Annotated in this window: 16 protein-coding genes; 11 read left to right on the plus strand and 5 right to left on the minus strand. The window is 69.6% G+C overall.

Annotation, left to right across the window (positions count from 1 at the left end; genetic code table 11):
• Nucleotides 1-30: 30 nt before the first annotated feature.
• The 10 genes from AB0D29_RS01235 (at nt 31) to AB0D29_RS01280 (ending at nt 11,636) form a co-directional block, all read left to right on the plus strand.
• Nucleotides 31-825 (plus strand): SDR family oxidoreductase, encoded by a 795-nt coding sequence (locus AB0D29_RS01235; protein WP_362851565.1) that lies wholly within the window; start codon nt 31-33, stop codon nt 823-825.
• 36 nt (nt 826-861) lie between these two features.
• Nucleotides 862-2,082 (plus strand): beta-ketoacyl-[acyl-carrier-protein] synthase family protein, encoded by a 1,221-nt coding sequence (locus AB0D29_RS01240; RefSeq protein WP_362851567.1) that lies wholly within the window; start codon nt 862-864, stop codon nt 2,080-2,082.
• Nucleotides 2,079-3,266 (plus strand): beta-ketoacyl synthase N-terminal-like domain-containing protein, encoded by a 1,188-nt coding sequence (locus tag AB0D29_RS01245; RefSeq protein ID WP_362851569.1) that lies wholly within the window; start codon nt 2,079-2,081, stop codon nt 3,264-3,266. Before AB0D29_RS01240 ends, AB0D29_RS01245 begins: the two co-directional genes overlap by 4 nt.
• 61 nt (nt 3,267-3,327) lie before the next feature.
• Entirely contained in the window at nt 3,328-4,380 is a 1,053-nt protein-coding gene (locus AB0D29_RS01250) for a ketoacyl-ACP synthase III (RefSeq protein WP_362851571.1), read from the plus strand.
• Nucleotides 4,377-5,453: a beta-ketoacyl-ACP synthase III gene (locus AB0D29_RS01255; RefSeq protein WP_362851573.1), complete on the plus strand. Its 1,077-nt coding sequence runs from the start codon at nt 4,377-4,379 to the stop codon at nt 5,451-5,453. Before AB0D29_RS01250 ends, AB0D29_RS01255 begins: the two co-directional genes overlap by 4 nt.
• Nucleotides 5,454-5,455: 2 nt before the next feature.
• The gene (locus AB0D29_RS01260) at nt 5,456-5,710 is read left to right on the plus strand and encodes an acyl carrier protein (RefSeq protein ID WP_362851575.1); all 255 of its coding nucleotides are present in this window, start codon (nt 5,456-5,458) and stop codon (nt 5,708-5,710) included.
• Between the two features lie 44 nt (nt 5,711-5,754).
• The gene (aroA, locus tag AB0D29_RS01265; protein ID WP_362851577.1) at nt 5,755-8,706 is read left to right on the plus strand and encodes a 3-phosphoshikimate 1-carboxyvinyltransferase; all 2,952 of its coding nucleotides are present in this window, start codon (nt 5,755-5,757) and stop codon (nt 8,704-8,706) included.
• Nucleotides 8,703-9,887: an acyl-CoA dehydrogenase family protein gene (locus AB0D29_RS01270; protein WP_362851579.1), complete on the plus strand. Its 1,185-nt coding sequence runs from the start codon at nt 8,703-8,705 to the stop codon at nt 9,885-9,887. Before aroA ends, AB0D29_RS01270 begins: the two co-directional genes overlap by 4 nt.
• Nucleotides 9,884-10,717, plus strand: coding sequence for an SDR family oxidoreductase (locus AB0D29_RS01275; RefSeq protein WP_362851581.1), 834 nt, complete (start codon nt 9,884-9,886; stop codon nt 10,715-10,717). The genes AB0D29_RS01270 and AB0D29_RS01275 overlap by 4 nt, the downstream gene beginning before the upstream one ends.
• Before the next feature lie 271 nt (nt 10,718-10,988).
• On the plus strand, nt 10,989-11,636 hold the full coding sequence (locus AB0D29_RS01280; RefSeq protein ID WP_362851583.1) for a VTT domain-containing protein: 648 nt from the start codon (nt 10,989-10,991) through the stop codon (nt 11,634-11,636).
• Between the two features lie 508 nt (nt 11,637-12,144).
• Here AB0D29_RS01280 and AB0D29_RS01285 read toward each other — a convergent pair.
• The 3 genes from AB0D29_RS01285 to AB0D29_RS01295 all read right to left on the minus strand — a co-directional run bounded on the left by AB0D29_RS01285 (nt 12,145) and on the right by AB0D29_RS01295 (nt 15,076).
• Nucleotides 12,145-13,554 (minus strand): MFS transporter, encoded by a 1,410-nt coding sequence (locus AB0D29_RS01285; RefSeq protein ID WP_362851585.1) that lies wholly within the window; start codon nt 13,552-13,554, stop codon nt 12,145-12,147.
• On the minus strand, nt 13,551-14,231 hold the full coding sequence (locus AB0D29_RS01290) for a TetR/AcrR family transcriptional regulator (protein ID WP_362851587.1): 681 nt from the start codon (nt 14,229-14,231) through the stop codon (nt 13,551-13,553). The genes AB0D29_RS01285 and AB0D29_RS01290 overlap by 4 nt, the downstream gene beginning before the upstream one ends.
• 146 nt (nt 14,232-14,377) lie before the next feature.
• The gene (locus tag AB0D29_RS01295) at nt 14,378-15,076 is read right to left on the minus strand and encodes a lysophospholipid acyltransferase family protein (RefSeq protein ID WP_362851589.1); all 699 of its coding nucleotides are present in this window, start codon (nt 15,074-15,076) and stop codon (nt 14,378-14,380) included.
• Nucleotides 15,077-15,448: 372 nt separating this feature from the next.
• On the opposite strand from AB0D29_RS01295, the gene AB0D29_RS01300 reads away from it, so the two are divergent.
• On the plus strand, nt 15,449-16,291 hold the full coding sequence (locus AB0D29_RS01300; RefSeq protein WP_362851591.1) for a 4'-phosphopantetheinyl transferase superfamily protein: 843 nt from the start codon (nt 15,449-15,451) through the stop codon (nt 16,289-16,291).
• A gap of 30 nt (nt 16,292-16,321) precedes the next feature.
• Here AB0D29_RS01300 and AB0D29_RS01305 read toward each other — a convergent pair whose 3' ends face one another.
• The gene (locus AB0D29_RS01305) at nt 16,322-16,636 is read right to left on the minus strand and encodes a MerR family transcriptional regulator (RefSeq protein WP_362851593.1); all 315 of its coding nucleotides are present in this window, start codon (nt 16,634-16,636) and stop codon (nt 16,322-16,324) included.
• Between the two features lie 802 nt (nt 16,637-17,438).
• Entirely contained in the window at nt 17,439-17,882 is a 444-nt protein-coding gene (locus tag AB0D29_RS01310) for a DUF2267 domain-containing protein (protein WP_362851595.1), read from the minus strand.
• Nucleotides 17,883-17,914: the final 32 nt, after the last annotated feature.

The raw sequence follows: 17,914 nt of genomic DNA on the forward strand, positions 1-17,914 counted from the left end.
CATTCGCCCGGCACACAGTGAGAGGTACACATGTTGACTTCGGCCAAGGGAACTTGGTGTCTGATTCTCGGCGCGTCGAGCGGGATGGGCCGGGCCACCGCGCTGGCGATGGCGAAGGCGGGCGCGAACATCTTCGGCGTTCACTTCGACTCCGCGGACAGGCTGGAAGCGATCGACGAACTCACGGATGAACTCCGTGAGCTGGGGGCGCAGGTCTCCTTCCACAATGCCAACGCCGCCAGCAAGACGACGCGGGCGGAGCTGGTGGAGAAGCTGACGGAGGTCACCGGCGACGCCGGTGTGCGGGTAGTACTGCACTCCCTTGCCTTCGGCAGCCTGCTGCCGTTCATCCCGAGCGACGGCGAGCCGAGCGTCATCACCCCCCGCCAGATGGACATGACCAGCGACGTGATGGCGCACAGCCTCGTCTACTGGGTCAGGGACCTCCACACCGCGGGGCTGCTGCCACGGGGCGCCAAGGTCTTCACCCTGACCAGCCACGGTGACAACCGGGTCATCTCGCACTACGGAGCCGTGTCGGCGGCCAAGTCCGCGCTCGTCTCGCACGTGCGGCAGCTGGCGGTCGAACTCGCTCCCTCCGGCATCGCGGTCAACGCGCTACGGGCGGGCGTCACCAAGACACCTGCGCTGGAGCGCATCCCCGGCTGCGACGACCTCATCCAGCGGGCGACGCAGGCCAATCCGCACGGCCGGGCCACCGTCCCGGAGGACATCGCCGAAGCCGTCGTGCTGCTGTCGGCGAGCGACTCGTCATGGCTCACCGGAAACGTCATCAGCGTGGACGGCGGCGAAGGACTGGTCTAGGAGGTCGAGGCCACCACACGAGGGGAACCACAGGAAATGGTTGCACGCGGGCAGTCCGCAGCGGTCGTGGTGACAGGGGTCGGCGCGCTGACGCCGATCGGCACTACGGTCGGGGAGTTTTGGGACGCGGCGGTGAAGGGAGCGGTCGGTACCGGACCCATCACGCTGTGCGACGTATCGGGCTTTCCCCATGGAATGGGGGGTGAGGTCAAGGGGTTCGGCGACGCGCGATCGGGTCTGCCGCGCAGCACACAGCTGGCCGTGGCCGCGAGCCTCGCGGCGGCCGCCGATGCAGGTGTGCGGCCGTGGACCTCGGACCCGACCCGCGCCGGCGTCTGCATGGGCACCCTGCTCGGCAATCGCGCCGCGGTGGAGGCGGGCGTCCTGCGGTTCCACCGCGGTGAGCCGCCGGCCGACACGGACGGGCTCGACCCGGCTCCCCCGTTGGTGGACCTCGCCGACGCCGTATCCCGAGAACTCGGCTTCATGGGCCCGAGCTCGGTGGTCAGCAGCGCCTGTGCCTCCGGGAACAGCGCGCTGGCGTACGCCGCCGACACCATCAGGGCCAACCGTGCCGACGTCATGATCGCCGGCGGGGTGGACGAGATGTCGTCCGCGCTCCTCATGCTGTTCACCAGCCTGCGATCGCTCGCGCCGGACGTGGCCCGGCCGTTCGACCGCAACCGTGCGGGATTGCTCGTTGCCGAGGGCTCGGCCGCGCTGGTGCTGGAGTCGTACGAGCACGCCCGCCGCCGCGGTGCACGGATCTACGCCGAGCTCGCGGGCTGGTCCAGTGCCTCCGACGCCTACCACATGACTGCGCCGCACCCCGAGGGGCGTGGTGCGCGGCGCTCGATGGAGCGGGCTCTGGCGCAGGCCGGCGTTCCGGTCGACCAGGTCGACTACATCAGCGCGCACGGCACGGGCACCGCGTCGAACGACCGGGTCGAAGCCCGCGCGATCCGGGATGTCTTCGGTGCGCGTACTCCGGCGGTCTCGTCGCTGAAGGGGGCGCTCGGACACGCCCAGGGTGCGGCAAGCGCCATCGAGGCGGTCGGCTGCGTACTGGCCATACGTGACGGGGTGATCCCGCCGACGGCCAACCTGGTCGACGTGGACCCGGAGTGCGCAATGGACCTCGTGTCCGTCGAGGCCCGTGAGGCGCGCGTGGACGTGGCCGTCAACAACGCCTTCGGATTCGGTGGCAACACGGGGTGCACCGTCTTCACCCGGTTCGGTTCCAGGAGGGCTCGATGACCCGTTCCGTGGCCATCACGGGAATGGCCGTCGCCAGCTCGCTGGGTGCCGGACTGGACGCGACGTGGGAGGCTCTGCTCGGCGGCAGCACGGCCGTCGCCACCACGACCTACGGCGGCGGTCCCTTCAGCGGGGCCGGCTTCGCCGCGGTTCTCTCCTCCGATCTGCCGGAGGTAGCGGCGTTCGAGAGGAAACGGCTCCGCGCGCTGAGCCGGGAATCCCTGCTCGTCTCCCGGGTAGGGGCGCTCGCCTGGCGGGATGCCGGCTTCGACGTCGGCGGTGCGCCGACGCCCGCCGACGTGGGCGTCGTCCTCGGGACCACCACCGCCGGCCTCGACGACTATCTGCGGGTGCTGCACGACGGCGTGATCCACGGCCCGGCACTCGTGAGTCCGTCTTCCGGCCCCCAAGCGAGTCTCAACGCCGTGGCCTCCGAACTCTCGGTCTCCGCACGGGCGGAGGGCAGCATCGTGACGGTCACCGCAGGACGTTGCTCGGGCAGCCACGCGTTGGCCGTGGGTGCCGATCAGGTGCTTACGGGCGCGGCGGAGGCCGTTCTCGTCGCCGCTGTCGAAACTCTGGACCCCACGGCCGCCCGGGTGGACCGGCCGGGGACGGGGCCCTTCTCCGCGGGGCACGGAGGCGCCGTGCCGGGAGAGGCCGTCGTCGTGCTGGTGCTCGAAAGCCTCGACAGGGCGCGCGACCGCGGTGCGCGGGTGCTCGCCGAGGTGCCGGGCTGGAGCACGGTCAGAGGCGACGCCGGACAGGACGCGGCGGTGCGTGCCGCGCTCGCGGCGCTTCGCGAGGCCGGGCTCGACGCCGACGACATCGGCCTCGTCTGCTCCTCGGCCACGGGCTGCCCCGGGGTCGACGGTCCAGAAGCACGCGCCCTGCACGAGGTGATGGGTCCATCCGTTCCCGTCTTCAGCCCCTTCGGGGCGCTCGGCGACTGTGCGGGCGCCAGCGGCGTGGTGCAGCTCGCGCTCACGGTGCGCGCTCTGGAGGCCGGCTTGGCACCGCCGACCTGCGGGTTCACCGGATGGGATCCGTGCTTGCCAACGATCGGCGTCGCCGCTCGGGCACAGCAGCTGCCTCTCGCTCCCGCACTGGTGCTCACCACCGATGCCGGGGGTCAGGCGGCGGCCCTGGTGCTCCGTCCCCCAGGGGCCGGGGGCGGGGCGTGAACAGGTGCCGCGCACGCCGAACCATCTGAACCGGCTCATGGAATCGAACAGGGAATCTTGAATGGACATATCCGGAACACCGCTGGCGCGGTCCTGGGGCGTGGGAATTCGGGCGGTCGGCGGATATCTCCCCGAGAAGGTGGTCACCAATTCCGACCTGGAGGAGGTCCTCCTCACCCGGGACGACTGGATCAGGGAAAACATCGGCGTGGAGACCCGCCGGATGGCCGCCGAGGACGAGTGGACCTCGGACCTGGGGGCCGCCGCGTTCAAGGACGCGTGCGCCCGGGCGGGCGTCAGCCCGTCCGAGGTGGATCTCGTCATCTGCGGAACCTACACACCGGACAACATGGCACCGCCCACGGCGATGCGGGTGATCGAGAAGGCCGGCGCGCACGGAGCCACCGGATTCGACATCAACAGCGGGGCCTGCCCGGGAGGCGTGTTCGCGCTGGACGTCGGCGCCAAGTACCTCGCCTCCGGGGAATACCGCCGGGTAGCCGTGGTGCTCGCCGACGTCAACACCCGGACCATGGACTGGAAGGACCCCGGACCGGCGGTGATCTTCGGCGACGGCGCGGCCTGCTACCTGCTGGAGCGCTGCCGTCCCGACCGAGGGGTGGGCCTCACGCTGCTGCACAGCGACCCGTCCCGCTACGAGGCGGTCTGGGTGGCGCGCGAGAAGCGGACGCTGCGCGACGGGCGCCGGCTGACCAGTGCCTTCGGCGACAACTTCGCCACGCTCTCGGGCAAGGCCGTGCACGACTTCGCCGTCGGTGAAGTGCCCAAAATCATCCAGGAGTTGCTCGCGCGGGCAGGGCAGGACGTGTCGGACGTCGACCTGTTCGCCCTGCACCAGGCCAACCTCTACATCGTCCGCGGCATCATGGCCGCCCTTGGTGTACCGGACGACCGCACGGTCACCAACATCCAGAAGTACGGCAACACTTCGGGTGCCAGCGTTCCGCTGGTACTGCGGGAGGCGGATGACCTCGGCCGGCTCTCCCCGGGTGACCAGGTGGTGCTCGCCGCGTTCGGTTCGGGCCTGAGCATCGGCGCGGCGCTGGTCCGCTGGTGTGGGCCTGAGGACTTCGAGGGGGCGGCGACCGCGTGAACACCCCTTTGTCAGAACACGGTTCGGCCTTCCGGGGAGCCCTGACGGGTCTGCTCGGCATCGGCACGTACCTGCCGTCGCGGCAGATCACCAACGAGATGATCTGCGAGCGGATCGATACGTCGGACGAATGGATTCGCAGCCGCTCCGGGATCCGGTTCCGCTACTGGGCCGAGCCGACGGAGACGGTGGAGTTCATGGCCGCCACGGCCGCCGAGCGGGCCTTGGAACACGCCGGGATCGCCGCCTCCGAGGTCGGCTGCGTGATCGTGTCCACCGTCTCCCACCTGCACCAGTTCCCCTCACTCGCGGCCGGCGTCGCGGACAGGATCGGCGCCGCCGCACCGGGCGCATTCGACATCTCGGCCGGGTGCGCCGGCTTCTGCTACGGGCTGTCGCTGGCGTCCGACATGGTCGCCGCCGGGAGCGCCCGGTACGTGCTGGTGATCGCCGTGGAACGGCTCTCCGAACTGCTCGACCAGGAGGACAGCGGCACCGCTTTCCTCTTCGGCGACGGAGCCGGCGCCGCCGTGGTCGGCCCCTGCGACCAGCCGGGCGTGGGCCCGGTGGTCTGGGGTTCCGACGGCTCGCACAAGGAGACCATCCGGCAGAGCCACTCCTGGGCGGCGCTGCGCGACGCGCCCGCCCCCGAGTGGCCGGTGATCACCATGGACGGCCGGGAGGTGTTCCGGTGGGCCGCGTATCAGCTCGGCCCCATCGCCGCTCGGACGTTGGAGCAGGCCGGTGTGACCGTCCGGGACCTCGACTCCTTCATCCCGCACCAGGCCAACATGCGGATCATCGACGAACTGGTCAAAGAGCTCAGGATCCCCGACCACGTGGCGGTGGCCCGCAGCGTCGAGATCCACGGCAACACCTCCGCGGTGTCGATCCCGCTCGCCATGCAGGAGCTGCTCGCCTCGGGCCAGGCCAGGCCGGGCGGGCTCGCCCTGCTGCTGTCCTTCGGCACCGGCCTCGTCTGGGGCGGCCAGGTCGTCCGACTGCCACCGGCGCCCGCCGGACCGCCCGTACAGGCCACCACCGCGCCGGCCCATCCGACCAAGGAGAACTGATCATGACCGCTGTTCAGAGCGACACCCTGCAGGTCCTCAAGGAAATCCTCGACGAGGTCGCCGGTGTTCCGGCCGAGGACGTCTCGCTGGAGAGCTCGTTCATCGACGACCTGGGCATGGACTCGCTGGCCATCGTCTCGCTGTTCGTCCTGATCCAGCGCCGCCTCGGCACCGATGTGCCCAACGACGTCTTCGACCGCCTCACCACCGTCGGACAGGCCGTCGCCTACATCGAGCACGGTGAGATTCCGGCCTGAGCGGCCACCCTCCGTCCCGACTCAGAGAGCCGGAAAGGCAGTTCATGCATCTCATGGTCAGGCCGACCAGAAAGCCGCTGCGCGGCGAGCTGCTGGTCCCCACCTCCAAGTACCACGTCCACCGCGCGCTGATCCTCGCCTCGCTCGCCGAGGGCACCAGCCGGATCAAGGGGGTCTCGGACGCCCGCCACGTGCAGTACACCGTCCGCCTGCTGCGCGACCTCGGTACCCGGATCAGCGTCGAGGGCGACACGTACGTGGTGCGGGGCGGCCGCTACCGGCCGCGTCGGCAGACCGTCTCGGCCGGCAGTTCCGGCACCACGCTGTACCTCATGCTCGGCCTCGCCTCACTGGCGGAGTCCCCGGTCACCGTGACCGGACAGAAGTACTTCCGCCGCAGGCCGGTCGGACCGCTGCTCGACGCGCTGCGCCAGCTGGGGGTGGAACTGGACTCGGCCGACGGCTGCCCGCCCGTCCATCTGACCCCGGGCCGGCCCACCGGAGGCCGGGTGGTGATACCCGGCACGCTGTCGCAGTGGATCTCGGGGCTGCTCCTGCTCGCACCCTTCGCCTCCGGCCCCACCGTCGTGGAGGTGTCCGGCGAGCTGAACGAGCGCCCGTACGTGGAACTGACGGTCACCATGATGCGCCGCTTCGGTCTCCAGGTGACCGTGTCCGACGACTGGCGGCGGTTCGACATCGCTCCGGGGCAGAGCGCCCGGCCGACCGACCTGACCCTTCCGCCGGACCTCGGCTCCGCCGCGTTCGGGATCGCGGCCGCCGCCATCCACCCTTCCGACGTGCTGCTGCGCGGGATCACGCGGCTCGACGGCGACTCGGCCGACCACCCGGAGATCGGCTTCCTCGACGTCGTCCGGCGCATGGGGGTGCCGATGGCGCTCGAGGGAGAGGCCGACGGCGTCCGCATCCGCCACGACGGCATCCGGCTGCGCGGCACGACCGTGGACTGCCGGGAGGTCCCGGACATGCTCCCGGTGCTCTGCACCCTGGCCGGCCTGGCCGAGGGGGAGACGGTCTTCGAGCACATCGGGCACGTCCGGTTGAAGGAGTCCGACCGAGTCGCCGCGATGCTCCAACTGAACGCCATGGGCGCCGACCTCACTGTCGAGGGCGACACGCTGCGTGTGCGTGGGGTGACGGCCTTCACGGGCGCGCGCGTCTCCTCGTACAACGACCACCGGATCCTCATGTCGCTCGCGCTGGCCGGCACGAAGGCGCACGGCGTCACCACCCTTACGTACCCGAAGGCCTACGAGATCTCCTACCCGGGATTCCTGGAGGACCTGACCGGCCTGGGGCTGCGGCTGTCCGTCGAGCCGGGGCCCGCTGTCCCTCCGCCCGCCTCGCTTCCCGAGCAGCTGCGCCACTGGGCCAAGCACCGCCCGGACGGCACCGCCCTGGTGGACGTGCGGGACGGGTACGCCGCCGAGACAACCTGGCGAGAGCTCGACGAGCGGGTCGACCGCGCGGCCGCCACCCTGCTGGCCCTCGGCGTGCAGCCCGGCGAAGCGGTCGCCTACCAACTTCCCAACTGGGCCGCGTTCGTGGAGGTTTCGCTCGCCGCACTGCGCATCGGCGCCGTCTGCTGCCCGCTCATGCCGATCCTCCGGCAGCGGGAGATGGCCTTCGCGCTGCGCCGCTCCGGCGCGCGCGTGCTGCTGATCGCGGACAGGTTCAGGAACCGGGACCACCGGGGGGAAACCGCGTCCTGGTTCGCCGAGGACCCGGCAGGCCGGTCCCAGGTCCGTCACGTGGCCGTGGTTTCGGCCGACGGGGGAGCGGTGGACCTCCCCGCCGACGGCGAGGGACTGACCTGGTCCGACTGGGGCGCCGCGACCGCCGCCACCCCCGTCGACACCGTGGCGCTCGCCGCTCGGCAGCCGGCCCCCGACGCCCTGGCGCAGTTGCTCTTCACCTCTGGGACCACCGGTGAGCCGAAGGGTGTCCTGCATCGGCACGACACCCTCGGTCACGCCGTCCGGCTGCAGGCCGAACGGCTCGGACTGGACGACCGCGACGTGGTCTTCATCCCGTCGCCGCTGGCACACCAGACGGGTTTCCTCTACGGGATGTGGCTGGCCGTCACCCTTGGGGTACCCCAGTTGGTCCAGGCGCACTGGAACCCGCGCACCGCCCTGGAGGCGGTCGTCAAGCACGGAGCCACCTTCGTCCAGGCGGCCACGCCGTTCCTGGCCGACCTGGTCAAAGAGGTCGAGGCGGGGGGCCGGGCCCCGGAGACGCTGCGGACGATCGTCGTGGCCGGAGCCGCCCTGCCGCGGAGCCTGGCCGACCGGGCCACCACCGTCCTCGGCACGACGGTCTGTGGCGCGTTCGGCACCACGGAGACCTGCTTGGGATCGCTCTCCGCGCCGAACGATCCACCCGAGAAGGTGTGGGGCACCGACGGCCGGGCCATGCCCGGGGTCGAGCTCAGGGTGACCGACGACGCGGGACGGACGCTGCCGGCGGGACGTGAGGGCAACTTCGAGGTCCAATCCCCGACCTGTTTCGTGGGCTACCTGGACCGTCCCGACCTGACGGCCGAAGCCTGGACGAGCGACGGCTGGTACCGCACCGGGGACCTCGCCGTCATCGATTCCGACGGCTACGTCCGCATCACCGGCCGGGTCAAGGACGTGATCAACCGTGGTGGGGAGAAGGTCCCCGTCGCTGAGATCGAGGAACTGCTGCACCAGCATCCGTCGGTGGACGAGGTCGCGGTGGTCGGCACACCGGACGAGCGGCTCGGCGAACGCGCCTGCGCCTTCGCGGCGCTCGTCGACGGCGCAGACCTCGACCTGGAGGCGATGCGCAAGCACCTGGACTACCACCAGGTCTCCAAGCACTACTGGCCGGAACGTCTCGAGCTGGTCGACCGGCTGCCTCGCAATCCGGCCGGCAAGGTCCAGAAATTCGTTCTCAGGCAGCGGGCCGAGGCCCTCTGCCCCGCACCACTCGAGGAGCAGAAGGCATGAGCATCACCGAGGTCGCACCGGCTGGGCCGGGCATCGCACCGGCCGAGTTCGAGCAACTGCGGGCCGAAGTCGCCGCGTACGTCGCAGGACCCGCCGAGGAGTGGGCCCACCGGATCGAGAGCACAGGTACCGTCCCCGAGGAGCTCTGGACCGAGCTTCGCGAGCGCGGCTACCTGTCGCTTGCCGCTCCCCGCGAGTACGGCGGGCGTGGTCTCTCCTTCCCGCAGTGGATGGACGTGATGGAGCTGTTCTCCCGCAGCCACGGCTCCCTGCGCATGGTGGTGCACGTGGTCAACGGGACCTGGCGGGCGATGGACCAGTTCGCCACCCCTGAACAGCGCGAGCGGTTCGTGCTGCCTTCCATCGCCGGCCGGCTCAAGGTCGCCTTCACGCTGACCGAGCCGGACGCCGGCTCCGGCGCCGACATCCGTTCCAGCGTCGTTCGGGAAGGCGACACGTACTACCTGACCGGCACCAAGCACCTCATCACCTTTGGCGTGCGGTGCGACTACTGGCTGCTGGCCGCGCGGCTGGCCGGCAGTACCGGACATGAGGGAACCGTCGCCCTCATGGTGCCGCGGGACGCGGCCGGGGTGACCGTCGAGGACACCTCACAGACCATGGGCGTCACCGGCACGGACCACGCCCGCCTGACCTTCGACCGGACGCCGGTTCCGGTGGCGAACAGGCTCGGTGCCGAAGGGGACGGCCTCGCAGTCGCGTTGGGCGGCTTCCTGACACCTTCACGCATCTCGGTGGCGATGAGCTGCGTGGGACTGGCCCGCCGCGCCCAGGAGCTGGCGCTGGAGTACGCCCGGAACAGGGTCACCTTCGGCCGGCCGCTGACCTCGCGGCAGGCGCTCCAGTTCATGCTGGCAGAGAACGAGGCGGACATCGAGGCGGCGAAGCAGCTCACCCTGCACGCGGCTCGCTGCTGGGAGGCCGGGGCGGACGACGCCGCGATGCTTTCGTCGATGGCCAAGTTGACGGCGGTCGACATGCTCGGGCGGGTCACCGACAAGGCGCTGCAGGTGCACGGCGGTTCCGGCTACTGGAAGTCCAGCCCGATCGAGCGGGTCTACCGGGACGCCCGGGCCCAGCGCTTCGAGGAAGGCACCAACGAGATCCAGAAGACCGTCGTCTTCCGCGAGCTCCTGAATCGTACGGAGGCAGCCCGATGACCGAGCGGAAGAGGACGTCCCAGGACCGTGTGGCACTGATCACCGGCGCCTCTCGCGGCATTGGGCGGGCGCTCGCGCTCACCCTCGGCCGGGACGGCGCCACCGTGGTGGTGAACTACAAGAAGAACGCCGACCTCGCCGAGAAGACCGTGGCCGAACTGGAGGAGGCGGGCGGCCGGGGCCTGGCAGTACAGGCCGACATCGAGACGGTCGAGGGCGTGGAGAGCCTCTTCGCCACGGTGAAGGCCGAATTCGGGCGGCTCGACTACTTCGTCTCCAATGCCGCGGCCGGCGTCTTCAAGAACATCCTCGACCTGGAGCCCCACCATCTGGACCGTACCCACGCCATGAACCTGCGGTCGTTCGTGCTGGGCGCGCAGCAGGCGGTCCGGCTGATGGACGACGGCGGGCGGATCGTGGCCCTGTCGAGCTACGGCAGCATCCGCGCCTACCCGACGTACGCCGCCCTCGGCTCGATGAAGGCCGCCATCGAGTCCTGGGTCCGGTACATGGCCGTTGAGTTCGCCCCGTACGGCATCAATGTGAACGCCGTCAACGGTGGCCTGATCGACTCCGACTCCCTGGAGTTCTTCTACGGGGTGCCGGGGATGGCCGACATGGCCACGGTGCTGGAGCGCATCCCGAAGGGGCGGCCAGGTTCGGTCCAGGAGGTGGCCGACACCATCGCCTTCCTCCTCTCGCCGGGGGCCGAGTACATCACGGGCCAGACCTTGGCGGTGGACGGCGGGCTGAGCGTGATCGCCCCGCCGTTCTTCGCCGACACCTCGGCGCCGCTCATCCTGGGCGAGCGACCCACAGAGAAGGGCTAGGTGCCGGAGCGCGTCTTCCGCCCGGTGCCGGCCGCGGTGGGCGTCGCGCACTGATCGACGGGCGGCGCAGCCGACTCCCACGGCCTTGAAGCGGTGCGGGCGGTGGAGGAGGGCGTGCGCGGGGGGTTCGGCAGCCCGCCTGCCGGCCGGGGATCCGCTTCGTCCGTCTGTGCTCGGTCGGCATCTGGCCGCACACGACTCATCTCCACCCGGTGCCGCCGAAGAGGGGCGCCACCGCTACCCACACCAACCTTCATGAGGGGGGGTCCACATGGACCTTGCTGTAAACGTGCTGGACGCCCAGTCGCTGATCATGGCGTTCGGACTCATAGGCATCCTGGCCATCATCTTCGTCGAGACCGGACTGCTGATGGGCTTCTTCCTGCCCGGCGACTCGCTGCTCTTCCTCGCCGGGGTCGGTGCCTCGGGAGCGGCGGCAGAGGTCTTCGGCCGCCCCGACTTCCACCTCTCGCTGCCCGCGCTGCTGATCGGGGCGCCCGTGGCTGCGGTCTGCGGCGCACAACTCGGCCACCTGATGGGCGCGCGGCTCGGACCGAAGCTGTTCGCACGCCCCAACTCGCGCATGTTCAAGCAGGCGCATGTCGCGCAGGCAGAGACGTACTTCAACCGGTACGGCGCCGGGAAGGCCATCGTGCTCGCCCGCTTCGTGCCGATCGTGCGCACCTTCCTCAACCCCGTGGCCGGACTCCTGGGCGTGCGGGGAGGCACCTTCTTCATGTGGAACGTGATCGGCGGAATCGTGTGGACGGTGGGGATCATCCTCCTCGGCTACCGACTCGGCGACTCGCTCAAGGGCAGCATCGACGACTACATGCTCCCGGTGATCGCCCTGATCATGATCGTCTCGTTCTCGCCCGTGCTGATCGAGGTGGTCCGTTCCCGTCGTACCGCTCGCTGACGCACCATCGGGCGCCTGGTCCAACGCCTGGCTGACCGACGCTTCGCCACGGAGGTGGAGCCGGCCTATGCCCGGCGGGCACTGGCCCCGCCGCTGCCGATCCCCCGCGTGATCGCGGCCACTCCACGACCAGGAGTGGCCGCTTTTGCCATCTGTTCAAGCCGGCCCGGGCCAGCCACGTGCTTGCGCTGCCCAGTCGCGTCAGATCAACGTAGCTGCTCGGAGCCGGGCGTCTAGGGCTGGGCCGCGGCGAAGCTTCTGATGAGACCGATGACGGCCGCCCTCCTCGGAGCAGACATCTCTCCTGCCTGCTGCCTGCAGAACCATCGCCTGCCTGATCTGAGCACCGCACTTCCCGGTTGCGCTCACCGCGGCGGCCTGACCTCCGAACGCCCAAGCTGTCTAGTGGTGTTCGCGCCCGCCTTCCTCGCCGGCATGGACCCACCCTGGTGGTCGCCCGGTCCGAATTTCTCGGGCCGGGCGACCACCGCTGTGCGTAGGACCCGGATCAGTTCGCGACTTCCATGGTGCGGGACGCTCTCGAGGGGAGCAGCCACCCCGGCAGCGCGGCCAGGGCGGCGATCGCGGCCAGGACGAGCAGGGTGTGCCCCAGTCCGAGGGAGACGGCCGGGCTCGAGGCCGCTGCCGGTACCCCGCCGTAGGAGGGCTCCACCACCATCATGGTTGCGGCGACGGTGATACCGAGGGTCGGGCCGATGTTCATCGCTGTCTGCTTGAGCCCGCCGACGACCCCGGCGTAGCCGGCAGGCGCATCGCCGACGACGGTGCCGGTGGCGGTGACCATCACGGTGGCGAATCCCGCGCCGAGCACGGCGAAGGAGAGGCCGGTGATCCACCACGTGCCCGCCGATTCGATCCGGACCAGGCCCACGATGCCGAAGGCGACGAGGAGCGTACCTGCGATCGCGCAGCGGCGTGCGCCGTACCGGCTCAACGCCCCGGCGGCGGCAGGGGCTCCGACCACCATCAGCACGGTCATCGGAAGGACCCGCAGTCCGGCTGCGAACGGGTCGAGCCCGAGCACGTCTTGGAGGGAGAACGTGCCCACGAACAGGGCGCCGAACATGCCGCTGGTGGTGAGGAGCAGGATCACCATGGAGGCCGTCACTGGTACGGATCTCAGCACGGCAGGGGGCACGATCGGGTTCGCGGTGCGGCGTTCGTGCACGACGAGCGCGACGGCAAGTCCCGCGGTGGCGAAGAACCCCAGGAGCGTCGAAGCCGAGCTCCACCCGCCGCGGGGAATGGCGCCAAGGGTGTGGACGAAGACCGTGAGCGTGGCCGCGAGCAGGGCCGAGCCCAGCAGATCGAGCCGCTGGCGATCGCCGCCGGACGGCGCCGGAACCCGAACGAAGAGGACGATGACAGCGATCACGATCGCGATCGGCACGTTCACCGTGAACACCGCACGCCAACCGAAATGGGTGACGAGGAAGCCGCCGAGGACCGGACCTGTGGCCGCGGCCACCCCGATCGAACTGGTGCGGATGGCGACCGGTGCGTTGAGCTTGTCCGCCGGGTAGGCGAGTCTCAGCAGGGCGAGCGTTGCCGGTTGCAGGAGGGCGCCGAACACGCCTTGCAGCACGCGTAGTCCGATCACCCAGCCGACGTCGGGCGCGAGCACGATGCCGCCCGAAGTGGCCCCGAAGCCCAGTACGCCGAAGAGCAGCAGCCGCTGGTGCCCGTACCGGTCGCCGAGGCGTCCGGCGATGACGAGGAGCGCAGCCACCGCGAGCATGTAGCCGGTGCTGGTCCACTGGACTTGCTCGACACTGGCGCCGAGGTCGCGTTGCAGCTCGGGCTGCGCCACGGTCAGCACGGTTCCGTCGAGTGCGACGATCATCGCGCCGGCGACACTCACTACGAGTGCGAGGCGCTGCCGTACGGTCTCGGTCAAGGGTTCACCGGTCCAAGATGGGTGTCCATAGCCACGGAGACGAGCGTGTCGAGCACGCCGCTCTCGGCACCGCCGGTCTCGGCACCGCCGCTCTCGGCACCGCCGGTCCCGGCGGTGCCGAGGGCCAGGGGCAGGCTGCCCCAGGCCCACAGCTGGGCGATGCCGTGCAGATTGGCCCAGAGCAGCCCAGCCGAGACGGCCGGCGGGGGCATGTCCCTCGTCGTGCCGAGGGGGAGCGTCCCCTTTTCCTCCTCGCGGTGCCGGGAGACGAGTTCGACGATGATCCCGAAGAGCGGAAGGGTCAGCTCCCGCAGCCGCGGCTCGTCCGATGTATGCCGCTGGCTGTCGAGCAGGTCGTGGCGCAGCAGGAGTTCGAACATGCCGCGGCATTCCAGCGCGTACCCGATGTACGTCTTGCCGAGCGTCTCCAACTGGCCACGCGCTGACGGAATGCCCCTCGTCACGGCGGTGAACCGGTCCTTGAGGTCCGCGAGGCCTCGGTGGGCGATGGCGGAGAGCAGGGCATGGTGAGTCGGGAAGTACCGGCGCGGTGCGCCATGCGACACCCCGGCCCGACGGGCGATCTCCCGAAGCCCCAGCGAGCTCGTTCCCTCGGTCATCACAAGGTCCACCCCGACATCGATCAGCCGATCCCGGAGGGAGTTCTCACGTTCCATGGACAGTTTCTACATCACAGTCGTAGACAGTGTCTACTAGTGAGGGTTCCCGAGTGGTCAGCTCAACCGTGCTGTGCTGAAGCCTGATTGAGCTCTCGCACCCGAGTTCGCGAGGGCCGGCCTGCCTGCAGCCCCGTCGAATGCCGTCAACCGCTGCGGCGGTTCTCATCATGGAGTGGCGGCGCTGCAATGGAATCAGCCACCGGAGTCGGCCGCTTCTCCTCTCGGATCTCCTCCAGCAGCTCCGTCACGGCGCCCATGATCCGTTCGCTGGCCTGGCGCAATACCGGCGCCGTGAGTTCGGTGCCGTGGAAGTCGGAAAGGTCAACGGGAGGGCCCGCGGCGACGACCAACGTGGGGCGCGGCAGCAGACGCCGCTTGCCGTTGCCATAAGGAGGAAGGATCTTGTGCGCACCCCACTGCGCCACCGGGATGACCGGCGCGCCGGTGCTCAACGCCAGCCTGGCCGCGCCGGTCTTGGGCCGTCCCGGCCACAGATCGGGGTCGGAGGTGAGGGTCCCCTCCGGGTAGATGGCCACGCATCGTCCGCGTTCGAGCGCTGCGACGGCAGCGTGCAGCGCGTCCGCCGCTCGGTGGCTGTTGCGTTCCACGGGAATCTGACCGGTGGCCCGCAGGAAGGCTCCGACCACCGGCACTCTGAAGACCGAGGACTTGACCAGGAATCTGGGCGGCAAGCCGTTCTTGTACTGGAAGTGTCCATAGGCGAACGGATCCACATGCGATATGTGGTTGAGCGCTACGACATATCCGCCCTGAGCGGGGAGATGGTGGGCACCCCGCCATTCCCTGCGTGCGACGAGCCGCAAGAGTGTACGCACGATCACGGCGCCGAACGCATACGTACGACTGGGCCCACCTTCGGCGGGAGTCGACGACTGGCCTTTTCTCCGCATGGACCCGTTTTACACGAGGGCCCCTGTCGGTCAGCCCGAAATAAGCCGGGCTTTAGCGGCGTGCTCTCAGCCGCTTAAGCCGACGTGCTTCAGCCTGGCGGCAGTACACTTCGTCGACGTCAACACCGTCGTCAGCCTCGAGGGCGTCGCCGTACGGAGGAAAGGTCTGGTGGGCATGGCACACCGGCCCTCGGACGAACTCGGTACGGACGCGGCGGCCCGTGCCAGGGCCGTGTACGACCTCCGCGCCGCTGACGTCGGAGCTCCGGCGATTCACCGCACGGTGCGTGCAGAGGCACCGGTGTGAACCCACAAGGTCCCCTCACGGGCGCCGAGGTCTGGTTGCTCCCGGAAGCCGAGGTCGACGGGCTGACCGAGCAGGCTCGCTCCGTCCTGTCCGCGGATGAGCACGCGCGCTGGACCAGACTGCGGTCGGAAGCGGCACGGCGACGTCACCTGGGTGCCCGATTGCTGTGCCGCTCTGTTCTGGGGGCCTACACCAGCACGCCGGCGCAGCAACTCTGCTTCATGCAAGGCGACTTCGGGCGCCCCGAACTGCTGCCGAACCCGAGCGGGCTGCGCTTCAACCTCAGCCACACCGATGGACTCATCGTCTGCGCGGTGACCGACGGGCTGCTGTGTGGCGTGGACGTCGAGCGTACGGATGTGGACCCGAATGTGGCGGGGTACGCAATGGAGCGGTTCACGCCTGCCGAGCGGGCCAGGCTGGAAGCTGCTGACCCTGTCCGACGAGCTCGGGACTTCCTTGACGTCTGGGTACTCAAGGAGGCCTATACGAAGGCCCTCGGAGTCGGGCTCCAGTACGGGTTCGATGCCTTTCAGCTGGGGCCCGACTCCAGGGGAAAGGTGGTACTGAACGACCCGCGGCTGCCCGGGCCCGAAGCCGGTCGCTGGCAGTTCGGGTTGTCCACGACGGGAACCGGGCATCGGCTGGCCGTTGCGGTGCGCCGGCACGGGAACTCGCGCGCGCCGGTTCCCGTGCCCCAGCGACTGTTCACGACAGAAGTACTGGGGCGGTGCACTGAGGTGGGTATCGGCGCGCCTCCATCCGTCGGCTCGTCTCCGAGCGCCACATCCGCTACGCCAAGCCCGGCAAGCACGTCCGCACCGCCGAAAGCGTGCTGACCACGTACGCGGCGCTGCGCCGGACCTCGGTCACTCTCGATGGCGGTATTCGGCGTTGATGCGTTGGGCTTCCGCGAGCTGGTCTTCGAGGATGACGATGCGACAGGCAGCCTCGACGGGGGTGCCCTGGTCGACGAGCTCTCGCGCGCGGGCGGCGATGCGCAGCTGGTAACGGGAGTAGCGGCGGTGTCCGCCCGCTGAGCGGAGCGGGGTGATGAGGCGGGCTTCTCCGATGGCGCGGAGGAAGCTTTGGGTGGTGCCCAGCATGGCTGCGGCCCGGCCCATGGTGTAAGCGGGGTAGTCGTCGTCGTCGAGACGATCGTCGAACGATTCGTGTGCTGTCATCTGCACCTCTCTCTGTGGAACGCGTGGAGGGGCCCTGGTGCCGTACGGCACCAGGGCCCCGAAGGAACTGCTACACCATCCGCCGACCCTAGTACTGCGTCGGCCTTCTGTTTCCGCGGACCAGGCCTGCACTCGGCCGGGGGCGCGGGGATCGCGGTTGCTTGACCGGAGACCACCTCACTATCGATGTCCTGCGGTACCCGGGCTCAGCCTTCGACCCGGGCGATCCTGATGGCGGTCAACTCCTCCGTTCTTCCCTCTGGACCGATCACTTGCCAAACGGGGGACTACGTACTGCTGTTGATGCGAACTGCTCAGTGGCCTGCGGTAGCGCCACTCTCCGGCAGCCAGCCCCGTCGCCCATCCTGCGTCTGCTCTGGCTTGGAACCCCACTGCCGAACTTCCCGGTACGCGCGCCCGCAGCCGACGCCTTTACCGAGGTACCGCTCACTGACTGCACTGCTGGTGCTGCGAACTGCACTTACCGAACCGCCACTGCGGCAACTGCGGTACTGCTCGTGGCAGCCCCTGATCACTGCGGGCCGCCCGGTCCGGTCGTCAGTCCCGTCGCCGTCCTGCAACTGCTCTGGCTTCGGAACTCCACCACCGCACCGCCCTGCGCACTGCGTGAACCGATGCCCGGCAGTTCGTCTCTCCGGGCCTTGCTCGATCTTGGCTACGAGAGAAACCATAGCCATGCCGCAATCGAATGTCTACTGCGGCCATCATAGATTTTCGTGTGTTCGACGATGAGTTAATCGGGGTCGAACGCAACCCCGTATCCGCGCGAGGTGGGGCGGGATCAGGCGGCGGGCTGGGGCTGCCGCAGTTCTGCCTGGCCGAAGAGGAGTGCGTAGCCGCCGGGAAGCCGGTGGAGGATTCGGGCGAGGAGGTCGGAGCCTGCGAGCCGGGAGACGACGGCGAGTACGGCGCCGGTGTCCCAGCGTGCGGTGGCCGGGGTGCCCCCGGTTCGGGCGGCCAGGTCTTTGACGAAGCCCCAGCCGGTGAGTTGTTCGGTGTCGGGGATCTGGGCGGTCAGGGTGAGGGCGGCCTCGACGGGCAGGCACTGCGCGAGGTCGACGCGTTCGTCTCCTGTGATCTGCCGCCCGAGGGCGGCCAGGACGGTGCGGACGGCTTCCTCGGCGCGTTCGCGGGTGGGATAGGCGCCTTCGTAGCGCACGCGTTCCAGCATCTGGTCGAACGTCATGGCCGCGAGGGACGGGTTCGCTCGAGGCTGGTCGTACATGGTGCTGAGGTTGCCTTTCTCTTCGAGGGCTC

It is taken from the genome of Streptomyces sp. NPDC048424 (genome assembly GCF_040651555.1).
Taxonomy (GTDB): Bacteria; Actinomycetota; Actinomycetes; order Streptomycetales; family Streptomycetaceae; genus Streptomyces.